General features: G+C 70.6%; 15 protein-coding genes. 10 read left to right on the forward strand and 5 right to left on the reverse strand.

Annotation, left to right across the window (positions count from 1 at the left end; genetic code table 11):
- Window positions 1-223: (5-formylfuran-3-yl)methyl phosphate synthase (locus tag FV230_RS14015; RefSeq protein WP_281408287.1), on the reverse strand; the 223-nt coding region annotated here is incomplete at its 3' end.
- Window positions 223-774, reverse strand: coding sequence for a DUF3280 domain-containing protein (locus tag FV230_RS14020; RefSeq protein WP_147842827.1), 552 nt, complete (start codon window positions 772-774; stop codon window positions 223-225). The genes FV230_RS14015 and FV230_RS14020, both read right to left, overlap by 1 nt.
- Window positions 775-919: 145 nt before the next feature.
- Between FV230_RS14020 and FV230_RS14025 the strand changes: the two genes are divergently transcribed.
- The 9 genes from FV230_RS14025 to FV230_RS14065 all read left to right on the forward strand — a co-directional run bounded on the left by FV230_RS14025 (window position 920) and on the right by FV230_RS14065 (window position 9,746).
- Window positions 920-2,170: an ABC transporter substrate-binding protein gene (locus FV230_RS14025; RefSeq protein ID WP_147842828.1), complete on the forward strand. Its 1,251-nt coding sequence runs from the start codon at window positions 920-922 to the stop codon at window positions 2,168-2,170.
- Window positions 2,171-2,330: 160 nt separating this feature from the next.
- The gene (locus FV230_RS14030) at window positions 2,331-3,314 is read left to right on the forward strand and encodes a YVTN family beta-propeller repeat protein (RefSeq protein ID WP_147728361.1); all 984 of its coding nucleotides are present in this window, start codon (window positions 2,331-2,333) and stop codon (window positions 3,312-3,314) included.
- 48 nt (window positions 3,315-3,362) lie between these two features.
- A complete protein-coding gene (locus tag FV230_RS14035; protein ID WP_147842829.1) occupies window positions 3,363-3,797 on the forward strand; it encodes a hypothetical protein in 435 nt (144 codons plus the stop codon).
- A 14-nt stretch (window positions 3,798-3,811) separates the two neighbouring features.
- Window positions 3,812-4,048 carry a hypothetical protein gene (locus FV230_RS14040; protein WP_147728365.1) on the forward strand — a complete coding sequence of 79 codons (237 nt, stop codon included), beginning with the start codon at window positions 3,812-3,814 and terminating at the stop codon, window positions 4,046-4,048.
- Window positions 4,045-4,839: an ABC transporter ATP-binding protein gene (locus FV230_RS14045; protein WP_246686402.1), complete on the forward strand. Its 795-nt coding sequence runs from the start codon at window positions 4,045-4,047 to the stop codon at window positions 4,837-4,839. The genes FV230_RS14040 and FV230_RS14045 overlap by 4 nt, the downstream gene beginning before the upstream one ends.
- Window positions 4,836-5,741, forward strand: coding sequence for an ABC transporter permease (locus FV230_RS14050; protein ID WP_187274887.1), 906 nt, complete (start codon window positions 4,836-4,838; stop codon window positions 5,739-5,741). The genes FV230_RS14045 and FV230_RS14050 overlap by 4 nt, the downstream gene beginning before the upstream one ends.
- Window positions 5,738-6,373, forward strand: coding sequence for a hypothetical protein (locus tag FV230_RS14055; RefSeq protein WP_147728359.1), 636 nt, complete (start codon window positions 5,738-5,740; stop codon window positions 6,371-6,373). The genes FV230_RS14050 and FV230_RS14055 overlap by 4 nt, the downstream gene beginning before the upstream one ends.
- Window positions 6,374-6,634: 261 nt before the next feature.
- Window positions 6,635-9,193, forward strand: coding sequence for a TonB-dependent receptor (locus tag FV230_RS14060; protein WP_147842830.1), 2,559 nt, complete (start codon window positions 6,635-6,637; stop codon window positions 9,191-9,193).
- 196 nt (window positions 9,194-9,389) lie between these two features.
- Window positions 9,390-9,746, forward strand: coding sequence for a hypothetical protein (locus FV230_RS14065; RefSeq protein WP_147842831.1), 357 nt, complete (start codon window positions 9,390-9,392; stop codon window positions 9,744-9,746).
- 89 nt (window positions 9,747-9,835) lie between these two features.
- On the opposite strand, the gene FV230_RS14070 is transcribed toward FV230_RS14065, so the two are convergent.
- From FV230_RS14070 to FV230_RS14080, 3 genes are all read right to left on the reverse strand, one after another.
- On the reverse strand, window positions 9,836-11,386 hold the full coding sequence (locus FV230_RS14070; protein ID WP_147842832.1) for an undecaprenyl-phosphate glucose phosphotransferase: 1,551 nt from the start codon (window positions 11,384-11,386) through the stop codon (window positions 9,836-9,838).
- Between the two features lie 148 nt (window positions 11,387-11,534).
- A complete protein-coding gene (locus FV230_RS14075) occupies window positions 11,535-12,731 on the reverse strand; it encodes a glycosyltransferase family 4 protein (RefSeq protein ID WP_147842833.1) in 1,197 nt (398 codons plus the stop codon).
- 183 nt (window positions 12,732-12,914) lie between these two features.
- Complete coding sequence (locus tag FV230_RS14080; RefSeq protein ID WP_147842834.1) at window positions 12,915-13,538, reverse strand: polysaccharide biosynthesis/export family protein; 624 nt, start codon at window positions 13,536-13,538, stop codon at window positions 12,915-12,917.
- Window positions 13,539-13,728: 190 nt separating this feature from the next.
- Between FV230_RS14080 and FV230_RS14085 the strand changes: the two genes are divergently transcribed.
- Window positions 13,729-15,228: GumC family protein (locus FV230_RS14085; protein ID WP_187275505.1), on the forward strand; the 1,500-nt coding region annotated here is incomplete at its 3' end.

Below are 15,228 nucleotides of genomic sequence, written 5' to 3' on the forward strand. Positions count from 1 at the left end.
TGGCGCGGACGGTCTCCGGGGGGAGGGCGCCGAGCGCCCCGTTCTCCGGGTCCTTGGCGTCGATCAGGTCGGCCCCGGCGCGGATCGCGGCCTCGGCCTCGGCGGCGTCGCGGACGCTGACGAGGAGGCGGGGGAGGGGATTTGTCGGAAACGGAGGTGCGGACTCGGACACGGGCGACCTGAACGGGGACGGCTCGGGGGCGGCGCGGGCGCCGGACGACATCACGACTTGCCGGGCAGGGGCTCGGCGAGCAGGCGGTTCTTGACGATCCAGCGCATGGCATGCGTCCAGGTGTCGTCGGTGTCGGCCCGGATCACCACCTGCCCGCCGCGCACCACCTTGCCGGTGGCGGCGTCGGCGATGACGACGTTGAGGTTGAAGATCTGGCCCGACCCCTTCTCCACATAGCCGGTCACGGCGAGATCCGCACCCAGGGCCTTGGCGATCGGGGCGGCGCAGCCGTCGCACTTGTAGAGCGGCCCCTGCTTGCTCACCTCGGCCGCCTGCGGCGCGGTGTCGACGGGCTCCAGGCCGCCCTTGTCCTTGAGCGCGCCGCGCAGCTCGTCGGTGACCAGCGCGAGCTTGCGCGCCTCGTCGGGCCGGGCCTTGCGGCCGCCGACGACGCCCGGATCGAACAGCTCGACCGGGAAGACCGCGGCCTTCGACGGCTCGGCCGCCGCCGCGCCCGGAGGGCAGGCGGCGAGCGCGAGGGGAACCGCGAGGCGGCAGGCGCGAAAGGCGCCGTCGCGAAAGATCGTGCCGCGAAGGATCATGACGGAACTCCGGTCGGAGGCATCGGCGCCGGCCGCAACGCCGGCCGCATCCCGGCATAAGGTCGCGCGGCGGGGAATTTTGGCAATGATCGGCGCGCGCTTAACGTTTGAGTCCGCGCCCGGAATGCTGTTACGTCCCGCCCCCATGCACGCCTCCCTGCACGCCATCCTGCACGATCCTGCACGTTCCCTCGGTGCTGCGGCGCTGCTCGCCCTGGCGCTGGCCGGCCCGGCGGCAGCCCAGGAGCTCGCCGCCGCGCCGGCCACGCCCGCGGAACCGGCCGCCACCCATGTCGGCCTGATCTACCGGCCGCAGCCCGCGCCGTCCTCCTACGACGCGGAGGCCGCGCCCGAGGACGAGGGCCTGGCCGGCGCGAAGATGGCCATCGCCGACAACAACACCACCGGCCGCTTCATCGGGCAGAGCTACGCCCTCGACGAGATCGCGCTCACCGAGGGGGGCCCGAGCGCGGTCGACGCGGCGAAGGCGCTGCTCGGCAAGGGCATCCGCTTCCTCGTCCTGGCGCTGCCGGCCGACGAGGTGATCGCCGTCTCGGAGGCGGCACGCGCCGACGGCAAGGGCGCCGTGGTGCTGAACGCGGCGGCCCCCGACGACCGCCTGCGCGGTGCCGATTGCCGCAGGAACGTGTTCCACGTCGCCCCGAGCCGGGCGATGCAGACCGACGCGCTGGCGCAGTACCTCACCGTGATGCGCTGGCGGAAGCTGTTCCTGATCGTCGGCCCGACCGACGCGGACAAGCTCTATGCCGACGCGATGCGCAACTCGGCCAGGAAGTTCGCTCTCAAGATCACGGCGGAGAAGCCCTGGACCTTCGGGCCGCTGGCCAAGGCGCGCGGCGACACGCCGACCCGCGCCGAGGCGATGGTCTTCACCCGCGGGCTCGACTACGACATGGCGATCGTGGCCGACGAGGAGGCCGACTGGGGCGACTACGTCCCCTATCGCACCGTCGACCCGCGGCCCGTCGGCGGCACGCAGGGGCTCGTCGCCACCACCTGGTCGCCGGTGCTGGAGACCTGGGGCGCCGCCCAGGCGCAGAACCGCTTCCGCCGCCTCTCCGGCCGGCTGATGCGTCCGCTGGACTACCAGGTCTGGGCCGCGATCCGCGTCGTCAGCAATGCCGAGACCGACCGCAAGACCGCCGACCCGGCGGTGCTGGCCGCCTACCTGAGCGACCCGGCCTTCGCCCTCTCCGCCTACAAGGGCGTGTCGCTGAGCTTCCGCCCCTGGGACCACCAGCTGCGCCAGCCGCTGATCGTGGTGCAGCCGAAGGCCCTGGTCTCGGTGGCGCCCGAGCAGGGCTTCCTGCACCAGCGCACGCCGCTCGACACCCTCGGGACCGACCTGCCCGAGACGACCTGCAAGTTCCAGTGAGCGCGCCGGGACGCACGAGGACGGCGTTCCGCCGCGTGAAGTCCGCAGCGCGGTTCCGTCGCCCTCGCCGCGGGCACGAAACGCACTACACTGTCGTCCGTCGGGATTTCGGCACCGCCAGAGTGCCAAGCTTGCCGCCAGGCCAGGGGGAGGATCGCGAATGGACCGCTGCGTGAGAGCAGGGTTGGGGCTCGCCGCGCTCGGCGCGGCGCTGCTCGGGTCGGTGCCGGCGCAGGCCTACACGGTCTACGTCTCCAACGAGAAGGGCAACTCGGTCAGCGTGATCGACACCGCGACGATGGCGGTGACGGCGACCTGGAAGGTCGGGCGCCGCCCCCGCGGCATCACCGTGAGCAAGGACGGCAAGGAAGTCTTCGTCTGCGCCAGCGACGACGACCGCATCGACGTGCTCGACACCGCCACCGGCAAGGTGGTGCGCTCGCTGCGCTCCGGCCCCGATCCCGAGCAGTTCATCCTCGATCGCAGCGGCAACCCGCTCTACGTCGCCAACGAGGACGACAGCCAGGTCACGATCATCGACATCGAGAAGAACAAGGTGCTCGCGGAGGTCCCCGTCGGCGTCGAGCCGGAGGGCATGGGCCTGTCGCCGGACGGCAAGATCCTGGTGAACACCTCCGAGACCACCAACATGGCCCACTTCATCGACACCAAGACCTTCCAGGTGATCGACAACGTGCTGGTCGACGCCCGTCCGCGCTTCGCCGAGTTCACGGCGGACGGCAAGTTCCTCTGGGTCTCGGCCGAGGTCGGCGGCACGGTCAGCGTGATCGACGTGGCGGCGCGGCGCGTGGTGAAGAAGATCACCTTCAAGATCCCGAGTGTGAACGACGAGGCGATCCAGCCGGTGGGCATCCGCATTACCCAGGACGGGACCAAGGCCTTCGTCGCCCTCGGGCCCGCCAACCGCATCGCGGTGATCGATGCCAAGACCTACGACGTGCAGAAGTACCTGCCGGTGGGCCAGCGGGTGTGGCAGCTCGCCTTCACGCCGGACCAGTCGCTGCTGTTCTCCACCAACGGCACCTCCAACGACGTCTCGGTGGTCGACGTGGCGGCCGAGAAGGTGGTCAAGAGCATCCCGGTCGGCCTGCTGCCCTGGGGCGTGGCGATCTCGCCGAACTGAGTTTTCGCAAGCACGACTGCCGCGAACGGCAGCGCGGGGGGGAACAGGATGATACGAGGTCTTCGATGGGCGGCGCTGGGGCTGGCGGCGATCCTGGCGGCCGGCCCGGCCGTCGCGCTCGATCTCACCAAGAAGCGCGAGACCCTGCCCGACCTGGTCCTCGGCAACGAGGAGGGCAACGACTTCGTCGTCGAGAACAAGGACATCGAGCTCGAATCCGGCAAGGCCTACCGGCTGCGGATCATCGCCAAGGGCCATCAGGAGTACAAGGTCTACGCGACCGAGTTCTTCCGCTACATCTGGTGGAACCAGATCGTCATCGAGCACAAGGAGATCCACGGCGGCGGCCCGCCGGATCACCTCGAGTTCGACGATCCGGGCGAGATCGCGATCGAGTTCGTGGCGATCAAGCCGGGCAAGTACACCTGGGAGGCCCGCGGCCTGGAGTCGAAGGGCGTCGCCGGCACGATCACTGTGAAATGACGCACGGTGGAATGATGCGGACGCTTCTTCTCGCCAGCCTCCTGTTGAGCACGCCGGCGCTGGCCGACGACAAGGCCGCCTGCGCGGACGGCATCGCCATGATCAGGGATGCGCTCGCGCAGAACCCGCCCGAGGCGGCGCTGCCGAAGCTGAAAAAGGCCCTGCGCGTGGCCGAGCGCGAGCAGGGCGAGGGCGAGTTCGACGAGTGCCTCGACGCGGTCGGCGACGCCAGAAGGGTCCTCGGGCGATGAGCGAGGGCGCTCGGGCGATGGGTGCGGGCGGGCGTCCGGCGGGCGAGGCCCCGGCGCTGGAGGTGGCCGACGTCAGCCACAGCTTCGGCGCGCGCCAGGCACTGTCGGACGTGTCGATCACCGTCGAGCGCGGGCGCTTCATGGCGCTGCTCGGGCCCAACGGCGCCGGCAAGACCACGCTGTTCTCCCTGATCACCCGGCTCTACAACAACCGCCACGGCCGGGTCGCGATCTTCGGCCACGCCCTCGACCGCGAGCCGTCGCGCGCGCTCGCCCGCCTCGGCGTGGTGTTCCAGGCACGGACCTTGGACACCGACCTCACCGTCGAGCAGAACCTGCTCTATCACGCGGCGCTTCACGGCATCGCGCGCAAGGCCGCCAAGGCGCGGATCGCGGTGCTGCTCGACCGGGTCGGGCTGGCGGACCGGCGCGCCGACAAGGTGCGGACGCTCTCCGGTGGCCAGTCGCGCCGCATCGAGATCGCGCGCTCGCTGGTCCACCATCCGAGCCTGCTGCTGCTCGACGAGCCCACCGTCGGCCTCGACCTCGAATCGCGGGCCGACATCGTCGCGATCGTCCGCGCGCTCGTGCGCGAGGAGGGGCTCTCGGTGCTGTGGGCGACCCACATCTTCGAGGAGATCGCGGCGGAGGACGACGCGGTGGTGCTGCACCGGGGCCGCATCGTCGCGCGCGGACGGGCCGGCACCATCGGCGGGGCCGACGAAACCCTCGAGGAGGCGTTCCGCCGGCTCGTGGCCGAGCCGGCCAAGCCGGCGAGGGAGGCTGCATGAGCACGCCCATCGGCACGCCGACGGCGGTCGACGCCCGCACCGTGGCGGCGGACGCGACGCGCCCGCCCGCCCATCTCGGCCGGCTCGACGGGGTCGGCTACCTGATCTGCCTCGGCGGCATCGTCCGGCGCGAGCTGTTGCGCTTCTTCAACCAGAAGGAGCGGTTCTTCTCGGCGCTGGTGCGGCCGCTGGTATGGCTGTTCATCTTCGCGGCGGGCTTCCGCAACACCCTCGGCGTGTCGATCGAGCCGCCGTACCAGACCTACGTGCTCTACGAGGTCTACGTGGTGCCGGGGCTGGCGGTGATGATCCAGCTGTTCAACGGCATGCAATCCTCGCTCTCGATGGTCTACGACCGCGAGGTCGGCTCGATGAAGGTGCTGCTGACGAGCCCGTATCCGCGCTGGCTGCTGCTGCTCGCCAAGCTGATCGCCGGCGTCACCGTCTCGGTGGTGCAGGCCTACGCCTTCCTGGCCATCGCCTGGTTCTGGGACCTCGACATCCCGGCCGTCGGCTACCTCGCGGCCCTGCCGGCCTTCATCGCCGCCGGGCTGATGCTCGGCTCGATCGGCCTGCTGCTGTCGTCGATGGTCAAGCAGCTCGAGAACTTCGCCAGCGTGATGAACTTCGTGATCTTCCCGATGTTCTTCGCCTCGTCGGCGCTCTACCCGCTCTGGCGCATCCGCGAATCCTCGGAGACGCTGTACTGGATCTGCCAGTGCAATCCCTTCACCCACGCCGTCCAGCTCGTGCGCTTCGCCCTCTACGGGCAGTTCGAGCCGGTCTCGTGCGCGGTCGTGCTCGGCGTGACCCTCGCCTTCTTCACCCTCGCCGTCGTCGCCTACGATCCCGGCCGCGGCATCATGGCCCGGCGCGGCGGCCCGGCCGGAGACCCGTCATGATCGCTTCCCGCTTCTGCTCCCTCGCTGCCCTCGGCGTCGCCCTGGCCGGCCTCGCCGCGCCCGCGCTGGCGCAGCCCAGGACCGACCCGGACTGGCCCTGCGTCCAGCGCAAGGTCGCGACCCTGAGCCCCGGCCAGTTCTGGACTGGGCCGGACATCGCCGCCGCCGGCGCATGGGGCGACGACAACGACGCCGCGGTGCTGGCGCAGAAGCTCGCCTCCCGCCGGACCGAGCTCACCGAGGTCGATCCGCTGATCGACGCCTACGTCGCCAAGGTGCCGGCGGCCGACAAGGCCAAGGGCCTCGCCCACGTCTATGCGGGCGTGTTCGAGGTCATCAACGGCGAGCGCGACAAGGTGATGGGCGGGATCGCGCGCTACGCGCAGGGACAGCGCCGCATGGCCGAGCGCATCCGCGACGAGGCCGACACCATCAGCCAGACCAAGGACGGCCCGAGCGCGGCCGACGCCCGCGAGGTCTCGAAGGAGCAATCCGACATCGAGACCAAGTTCGCCTGGGATCGCCGCATCTTCCAGGAGCGCAGCCAGTCGCTGACCTACGTCTGCGAGGTGCCGCAGCTCCTGGAGCAGCGTCTCGGCGAGATCGCCAAGAAGATCCAGGCCAGGCTCTGACGCCGCCCAGCGACCCGGAACCGGGTTGCCGAATCGTCCCGGGCAGCATTGCCGAACACTCCCTAAGCCTTTGATGAGACATAGAAAATCTGTTGCACGCGGACCACGGGTCATCCGTTTCCGCGCGTAACGGCCCCGTGAGCGGCGTTTTCCGCCGGATCACGGTCGTCCCGCGATTGTCCGATCTCGACGCGCCTTGCATGAGTGCTGGGCAAGCCCGCCGCAGAGGGGGCACGCTGTTCGACGGTTCGGGGTTGGGGAATGACAATGCGGGCGCTTCGCGGAAGCCTGATCGCCTCGGTGGCATTGCTGCCGGGTGCAGCCTACGCACAGAGTTCGGTGACGCTGTCGGAGATCAGCGTCGTGGCGACGACCCCGGTCGGCGGGTCGGGCTCGGGCAGCACGCTGGCCGCCCCGCCGCTCGGCGCGACCCCGGTCGTGTCGCCGAGCGCGGCGCCGCTCTCCTCCGCCGGCCTGCCGCGCCTGCGCGGCGGCGAGCAGCCGCTCTACAAGATCCCGAGCACGGTCGAGACCGTCACGGCGGCCGACCTCGACATCGATCGCGGTACCTTCAACGCGGTGGCCACGCTGGCGCGGCGCACGCCCGGCCTCAACCTTTCGGATTCGCAGGGCAACTCCAACCGCACCGACGTGAACTACCGCGGCTTCACCGCCTCGCCGGTGCAGGGCGTGCCGCAGGGCCTGGCCGTCTACCAGAACGGCGTGCGCATCAACGAGGCCTTCGGCGACACCGTCCAGTTCGACCTGATCCCGCCGACGGCGATCCAGCGCATCGACATCGTCACCGGCAACCCGGTGTTCGGCCTCAACGCCATCGGCGGCGCGGTCAACATCCAGATGAAGAACGGCTTCACCTGGCAGGGCACGGAGGTCACCGCGCTCGGCGGCTCGGACGGCCGCATCGCCGGCTCGCTCGAGTACGGCAAGGTGATCGGGCCGTGGAGCTTCTACTTCAACGGCGACGGCCTCAACGACCGCGGATGGCGCTACGAGAGCCCGTCGACGATCGGGCGCATCTACACCGACCTCGGCTACCGCACCCTCGATTCCGAGTTCCACCTGATCGGCAACTTCGCGCGAACCTTCTTCGGCGCGGCCGCCGCGACCCCGGTGGACTTCACCCATGTCGACCCGCGGGCGATCTTCACCTTCCCGCAGACCACCACGACCGAGATGGGCACCATGCAGGTGACCGGCCGCGTCGACATCTCGCCGACCTGGGATCTCGCCGGAAACGCCTATTTCCGCCGCTTCAGCAACACCTACGTCGACGGCAACGACGGCAACTTCGAGAACTGCAGCCGCCAGTCGAGCAACCGCGGCTTCCTCTGCTTCGAGGATGACGGCTTCGCCCAGGCGCCGGGACAGTCCAATCTCGCCTTCCGCAACCAGTTCACCATCCTCGGCGCCAACAACCGGCGCATCCCCTTCACCCCGAACGTGCCCTACGGCACGCTGGACGTGACCAGGACCGAGGCGACGAGCTACGGCGGCTCGCTCCAGGCGGCCAACCGCGACAAGATCTTCGGCTTCGGCAACAGCTTCGTCGTCGGCGGCAGCATCGACGTCGCCGACTTCAGCTTCAAGTCGTCGAGCACGCTGGGCGTCATCAACCCGGATCTGCGGGTGACCACCGATCCGAACAACCCGTACTACGGCACCATCCCCGGCCTCGGCACGACGCAGCTGCGGACCGCGGCCGCGCTCGGCATCGCGCCCTCGAACGTCATCGGCTCGAACCTCTACATGGGCCTCTATGCGACGGACACGTTCGACGTGACCGACGCGCTGTCGCTCACCGCCGGGGCGCGCCTGAACTTCGCCCGCCTCACGACGACCGACCAGACCGGCTTCTCGCCGGACGTGAACGGGACCTACTACTACAACAAGATCAACCCGGTGGCGGGCCTGACCTACCGCTTCACCCCGGGCCTGTCGCTCTACGGCGGCTACTCGGAATCGAACCGCGCGCCGACGCCGCTCGAGACCGCCTGCTCCAACCCGGACCGGCCCTGCCTGCTGCCGAACTCGCTCGTCGCCGACCCGCCGCTCAAGCAGGTCACCGCACAGACCTACGAGGTCGGCATCCGCGGCCAGATCCCGAACGTCTACGAGGGCGGCCTCGTGACCTACAAGGTCGGCGCCTTCCGCACCGATCTCGCCAACGACATCATCCAGCTCGCGACCCCCGGCAACGCGGCGCGCGGCTACTTCGTCAACGTGCCGGCGACCCAGCGGCAGGGCATCGAGGTCGCGGCCGACTACACCCGCGGCGACCTCTCGGTCTACGCCAACTACGCCCTGATCGACGCCACCTTCCAGTTCAACGGAACCCTGTCCTCGCCCAACAACCCCCTGGCCGACGACGGCGCCATCGCCGTGACCCGCGGCAACCAGGTGCCGCTGATCCCCAACCACCAGTTCAAGGTCGGCTTCGACTACCTCGTCCTGCCGGGCTGGCGCTTCGGCATGAACCTCCAGGCCTTCTCCTCCGCCTATTATCGCGGCGACGAGTCGAACCTGAACCCGAAGCTGCCGGCCTACCTCGTGCTCGGCCTCAACACCACCTACCAAGTCACGCCCAACCTTCAGGTTTTCGGCCTGATCACCAACCTGACCAACAACCGCTACGCCAACTTCGGCACCTTCGCCGAGCGTGGGCCCGTCGCCGGCAACCTCACCATCAACGATCCGCGCACGACGACGCTGGCGCAGCCGCTCTCGATCTACGGCGGCATCCGCTACGCCTTCGGCCCCGATCCGGTCCCGATGGCGGAGCCGATCATCCGCAAGTACTGACCGCGCGGATCGATTGCCCCGCGGGCCCGGGAGGAGGGGGCGTGGACCGGGAGGTCCGCGCCCCCTTCGCATTCGGCGGGGCGCGTGCGGGCCTGCGGCCTCACGCCACCGGAACACGGTCGCGCTTCGTCGCTTGCCCCCTGCAACCGAAACGACGCGGGCCACGTGCCCGCGCGAAAAGCTTCAGGGAGTTCTCATGCGATTGGTCCACGCGGTCTCGGCCGCCCTCCTCCTCGTCTCCGCGGCGCCCGCCTTCGCGAGCTCCTGCTCCGAGGAGATCGCGACGCTGGAGCGGCGCCTCGACAGCGCCGGCGCGGAAAAGGTGACCGGCAAGGAGCCGGCGGGCGGCACGACCTCGTCGAATTCCGACAAGGCGCTGTCCGCGCCGCCCGGGGGCAAGCCCAGCGACCCGTCGACGACCTCTACCGCCGGCGGCGTGAAGGAGGCTCGCGACCTCGTCGAGAAGGCGCGCGGCGAGGACAAGGCCGGCAAGGCCGATGCCTGCCGCGACACCATCATGAAGGCCAAGGAGAAGGCCGGCGCGCTGCCGTAGCCGCTTCGCCGCGTCCGCAACGAACGGACAGGGCGGCTCTCGCGAGCCGCCCTGTCTCCGTTTTCCGGGTCCCGCCTGCCCCGGCCCGGTCAGTACGCGTTCTCGGTCCTGAAGAGGGCGAACGGCGTGGTCAGCAGGATCTGGAGATCGAACAGCACCGACCAGTTCTCGATGTAGTACAGGTCGTGCTCGACCCGGCGCTGGAGCTTCTCGCTGGTGTCGGTCTCGCCGCGCCAGCCGTTGACCTGGGCCCAGCCGGTGATGCCGGGCTTGACCTTGTGGCGGGCGAAGTAGCCGTCGACGACCTGGTCGTAGAGCGTGTTGGCGGCCTTCGCCTGCAGCGCGTGCGGACGGGGGCCGACGAGGGAGAGGTCGCCCTTGATCACGTTGAAGAGCTGCGGCAGCTCGTCGAGCGAGGTCTTGCGGATGAACCGGCCGACCGGGGTCACGCGCGCATCGCCCTTGGTCACCATCCTCGCCGCGGTGGCGTCGCAGGCGTCGACGTACATCGAGCGGAACTTGAACACGTCGATCAGCTCGTTGTTGAAGCCGTGGCGCTTCTGCCGGAAGAACACCGGGCCGCGCGAGGTCAGCTTCACCGCGAGCGCGACGCCGATCATCACCGGGGCGAGCGCGGCCAGCATCAGCAGGCCGACCGCGCGGTCGAACACCGTCTTCATCACCACGTCCCAGTCGGCGATCGGGCGGTCGAACACGTCCAGCACCGGCACCGAGCCGAGATAGGAGTAGCTGCGCGGGCGCAGGCGCAGCTTCGTCGCGTGCGCCGAGAGGCGGATGTCGATCGGCAGGACCCAGAGCTTCGAGAGCATCTGCAGGATGCGCCCCTCGGCCGAGATCGGGATCGTGAACACGATCAGGTCGAGGCGCGTGGCGCGGGCGTAGGCGACGAGGTCGCTGACGGTGCCGAGCTTCGGGTATCCGGCGACCACGTCGGTGGAGCGGTCGTCGTTGCGGTCGTCGAACACGCCGACGATGCGGATGCCGCCCTCGCTCTGCGTCTCGAGGGCGGCGATGAGTTCCTCGGCGGCCTTGCCGCCGCCGACGATCGCGGTGCGCCGGTCGAAACGGCCCTTCCGGGTCTGCGCCACGATCACGCGCGACAGGACGAACCGGCCGGTCAGCAGCAGGCCGAGGCCGCCGGCGAAGTAGGCGGCCAGCCACAGGCGGGAGTAATGGTCGGCGACCTTGGCCAGCACGAGGCCGGTCGCCACCAGGAGGAAGGCGAGCATCCAGCCGGCCGAGATCTTGATCGCGGTCTTGAAAAAGGTGCGGAACGCGCCGATCCGGTAGGTGCCGGCGGCCTGGAAGGCGGCGATCGCCAGGGCGGCCACCGCGACGACCGCGCCGGCATAGGTCAGCCCGAACGGAACCACGCCGCGCAGCAGCGTCAGGTGCAGGCCCGCGCCGAGGCAGCCGATCAGGACGAACTCCGCCGCCCGCACCAGCCCTGCGATCACCACCGGCGAGATCGCCTGGGCCGGGAGGACGGAGACCGTCTCGGCCAGCGGCGCCGCCTGCGGCGTGGGCTCGGCGAAGCGGGCCGGCTCGGCGAAGCCCGCCGCCGCGGTCTCGCCGTGTCCGGCGACCTTCAGAAGATCACGGACGTCGAAGGCACTCATCGGTCGCTTCCCAGCAGTCCAGCGGGCTAGTTCCTGCCGGGAAGTGTCTCAAACCGACCTATCGGATTACTTAAAGCTGCGGGCGGCGCCGCCGTCCTTCTGCGCACCCGCGACGGGCGGGAATCACGTTCGTGCGAGGGTCCGGGGCTCAGGCGGCCCCGACGCGGGCCGGCTCGGCGGATGCCGCGGGGCGGCGGGCCCGGAAGGCGGCGGCGTAGCCCGAGAGCACGTCGGCGCCCATCCGCTCCATCGAGAAGCGCTGGCGCACCGAGTCGCTCAAGGTCCGGAACCGGGCGACGCGGCTCTCGGGCGCCTCGTCGAGGACGCGGGCGATCGCCCGCTGCAGCGCGATCGGATCGCGGGCCGGGACGAGATCGCCCGCGGCCGAGCCGAAGATCTCGGGGATGCCGCCGACATCGGTGGCGACCAGCGGCTGGGCGGCCGCGGCGGCCTCGAGCACCACGTAGGGGAGGGACTCGGCGAAGGACGGCACCACCATGATCCGTCCGCGGGCGAGGACGGAGCGGATCGCCTGGGCCGGCTCGAAGGCGATGGCGCCGGCGAGGCCGAGGGCTTCGGCCTTGGCCTGGAGCTGCCCGGCATCCGGGCCCGAGCCGACCATCAACAGCCGGACCCGGCGGCCCTCGGCGCGCAGCAGCGCCAGGGCCTGAAGCAGGATCGGCAGCCCCTTGGCGTCGCGCAGCTCGCCCACGTAGAGCAGGTCGAACGGGTCGGCCGCCGGCGTCACGGGCGCGAACTCGGCCTCGCTCAGGCCGTTGTGGACGATGCGGCTGACGCGGCCGTGGGTGCCGACATAGGCGCGGTGGCGCCCGGCGACGTACTCACTCTCGAACAGGAACACGTCGGTCCGACGGGCGAGGAGACCCTCGGCGCCCATGTAGACCCGGTGCAGCAGGCTGCCGGGCCGGTAATTGTAGCTGCCGCCATGCGGGGTGTAGGCGCGGATCACGGGCCGACCGCGGGGAACGTGGGCGAGGCGGGCGTAGACGCCGCCCTTGGCGCCGTGCCCGTGCAGCACGTCGGCGGCTGCGGCGTCGGCGCGGGCCGCCACCGCGCGCAGGCAGGCGAGGTCGGACGGGTGCGGGTTGCGCCGCATCGGGATCCGGGTGACGCCGAGGGCGAGGCAGGGCGCGAGATCGGCCAGCGCCCGGACGGCGCGCTCGCCGCCGGTGGTCGCGTCGCACACGATCCCGACGCGGTGGCCGGCCGCGGCCTGGAGCCGTGCGAGGTCGACCACGTGGCGAAACAGGCCGCCGACGGGCGCGCGGAACACGTGCAGGATGCGGCGGGGCTCGGCATCCGAAGGGCTGACGGACGGGGTCACGGCGGACGTCTCCAGGCCGGCGCGTTCGGCCGGCCTCGCCTGCGTGCCATGCCGGCCCTGTCCAGCCGGTTAAGCGCGGGTGCCGGCCCGAATCGGCCGGGCCGCGGCGCCGCCTTTTCCCGATGCGAGGGTCAACGGTCGCCTAACGCGCCGGCTTTTATCCCCTTCGCACGAGCGGGCGCCTCAGAAGAACCGCTCCTTGATGACGATCGTGTCGCCGGGGCGCACGGGATAGGTCATCGGCACGATGCCCGAGACCAGTCCCTCGCGGCCCGCCTCGTTGGTCGGCTCGAGGCCGGGGCCGGATGTGGCGCCGCCCTTGCCCTCGCGGGTGAGCACGGCGTAGTCGCGCGCCGCCCGCGGGCCGAACCCGGCGGCGATCGCCACCGCGGTCTCGACGGTCATGCCGTTGACGAAGGGATACTGCCCCGAGGTGGTGACCTCGCCCAGGATGTAGAACGGGCGGTAGGCGTCGACCTCGACGGTGACGTGCGGCTCGCGCACGAAGCCGGCGGCGAGCTTGGCCTCGATGGTGCGCGCGGCCTGCCCCGTGGTCTGCCCGCCGATCTGGACGACGCCGATCAGCGGCATCGCGATGCGGCCGCCGCCGTCAACCGCGTAGATGTTGGACAGGTTGTCCTGCCCGAACACGATGACGCGGAGCTTGTCACCGGCCGCGAGCGGGTAGCGCGCGCCGATCGAGCCGGTGCCGGTGGCGTCGAGCTGGGCGGTCCGGTAGTCCGGCCGCAGGCAGCCGCCGAGCCCGAGGCTGGCGGCGAGGACGAGGAGGAGTACGCGTCGGTTCATCACCACAGCCGTCGTGATTGCCTGATCGGTCGTGGCGTAATCCGTTAAGGTTAAGAAATGCTGTCGCCCCGCGTCGGAGCAGTCCGCATCGGGCCGGCCTTAACTCTCAGGCAACCTTAACAGGTTCTATTGATCTCACGTGTTGATGCGCGGGCACAGTCGCGGCCCGGCATCGCCAAGAGATCGTGCCATGTCCCGAATCGCCCCGCGCGCGGCCGCCTTCAGCGAGAGGCCGGCCTTCGCCGAAAGGCCGGCCCCGGCCGACGGCATCAGCCTGGCCCAGGTTCCCGCGCTGCTGCGCCGGTCCTGGCACTGGATCGCGGTGCCGACGCTGGTCGTCGCGGGGCTGTCGACGGTGTTCGTCCAGGTGGTGTCGCCGCGCTACACCGGCGAGGCCAAGCTGCTGCTGGAGAGCCGCGAGGCCGCCTTCGCCCGCACCGCCTCCGAGCGCGCCGAGCAGGTCCCGCCGATCGACGAGCAGGCGGTGGCGAGCCAGGTCCAGGTGATGATGTCGCGCGACCTCGCCCGCGAGGCGATCCGCCGGCTGAACCTCGTCGGCAACCCGGAATTCGATCCGAGCGCCGGCACCATCGGCCCGGTCCAGCGCACCCTGATGATGCTCGGGCTCGCCAAGAACCCCCTCGACCGTCCGGCCGAGGACCGGGTGCTGGAAGCCTATTTCGAGCGGCTGCTGGTCTTCCCGGCGGGCAAGTCGCGCATCCTCTCGGTCGAGTTCCGCGCGAAGGACGCGGAGCTGGCGGCCAAGGGCGCCAACACCGTCTCCGAGCTCTACATCACGGCCCTGGAGGCGGCCAAGGTCGACACCGCGCGCTACGCCTCGACCTGGCTCGGCGGCAACATCGACAGCCTGCGCAAGCGCGTCGCCGAGGCCGAGGCGCGGGTCGAGGCCTACCGCGCCGGCAACGGCCTCGTCGGCTCCACCGGCGCCACCGGCCAGCCGCTCAACGCCCAGCAGCTCGGCGAGCTCTCGACCCAGCTGTCGCAGGCCCGCATCCTGAAGGCGGACCTCGCCGGCCGGGCGAAGGCCGTCAAGGAGATGATCAAGGACGGGCGCGCCTTCGAGATCCCGGACGTCGCCAACAACGAGGTGATCCGGCGCACCGTAGAGAACCGCATCACGATCCGCGGGCAGCTCGCCCTGGAATCGCGCACGCTGCTGCCGGCGCATCCGCGCATCAAGGAGCTGACCGCGCAGCTCCAGGATCTCGACGCCCAGATCAAGGCCTCGGCCGAGCGCGTCGGGCGCACCCTGGAGAACGACGCCAAGATCGCGGCCTCCCGCGTCGAGAGCCTGCAGGCGGCGGTCGACGGCCAGCGCGACGTGGTGGTCAAGGGCAACACCAGCGAGATCCAGCTGCGCGCCCTCGAGCGCGAGGCCAAGGTCCAGCGCGAGCAGCTCGAATCCTACCTGTCGCGCTACCGCGAGGCCGCCGCCCGCGACGGCGAGAGCGCGACGCCGGCCGACGCGCGCATCATCTCGCGGGCGGTGACGCCGGAGATCCCGTCCTTCCCCAAGAAGCTGCCGATCGTCGCCTTCGCCACCCTGCTGACGCTGATGCTCGCCGCCGGCGCGGTCATCGCCCGCCACCTCCTGTCCGATCCGACCGGCGGCGAGCATCAGCGTCAGCAGGGTGGCGAAGGCGACGATCGGCAGCTTCTTGGGGAAGGA

Origin of the sequence: Methylobacterium sp. WL6 (assembly GCF_008040095.1) — a bacterium.
Lineage (GTDB): Bacteria > Pseudomonadota > Alphaproteobacteria > Rhizobiales > Beijerinckiaceae > Methylobacterium.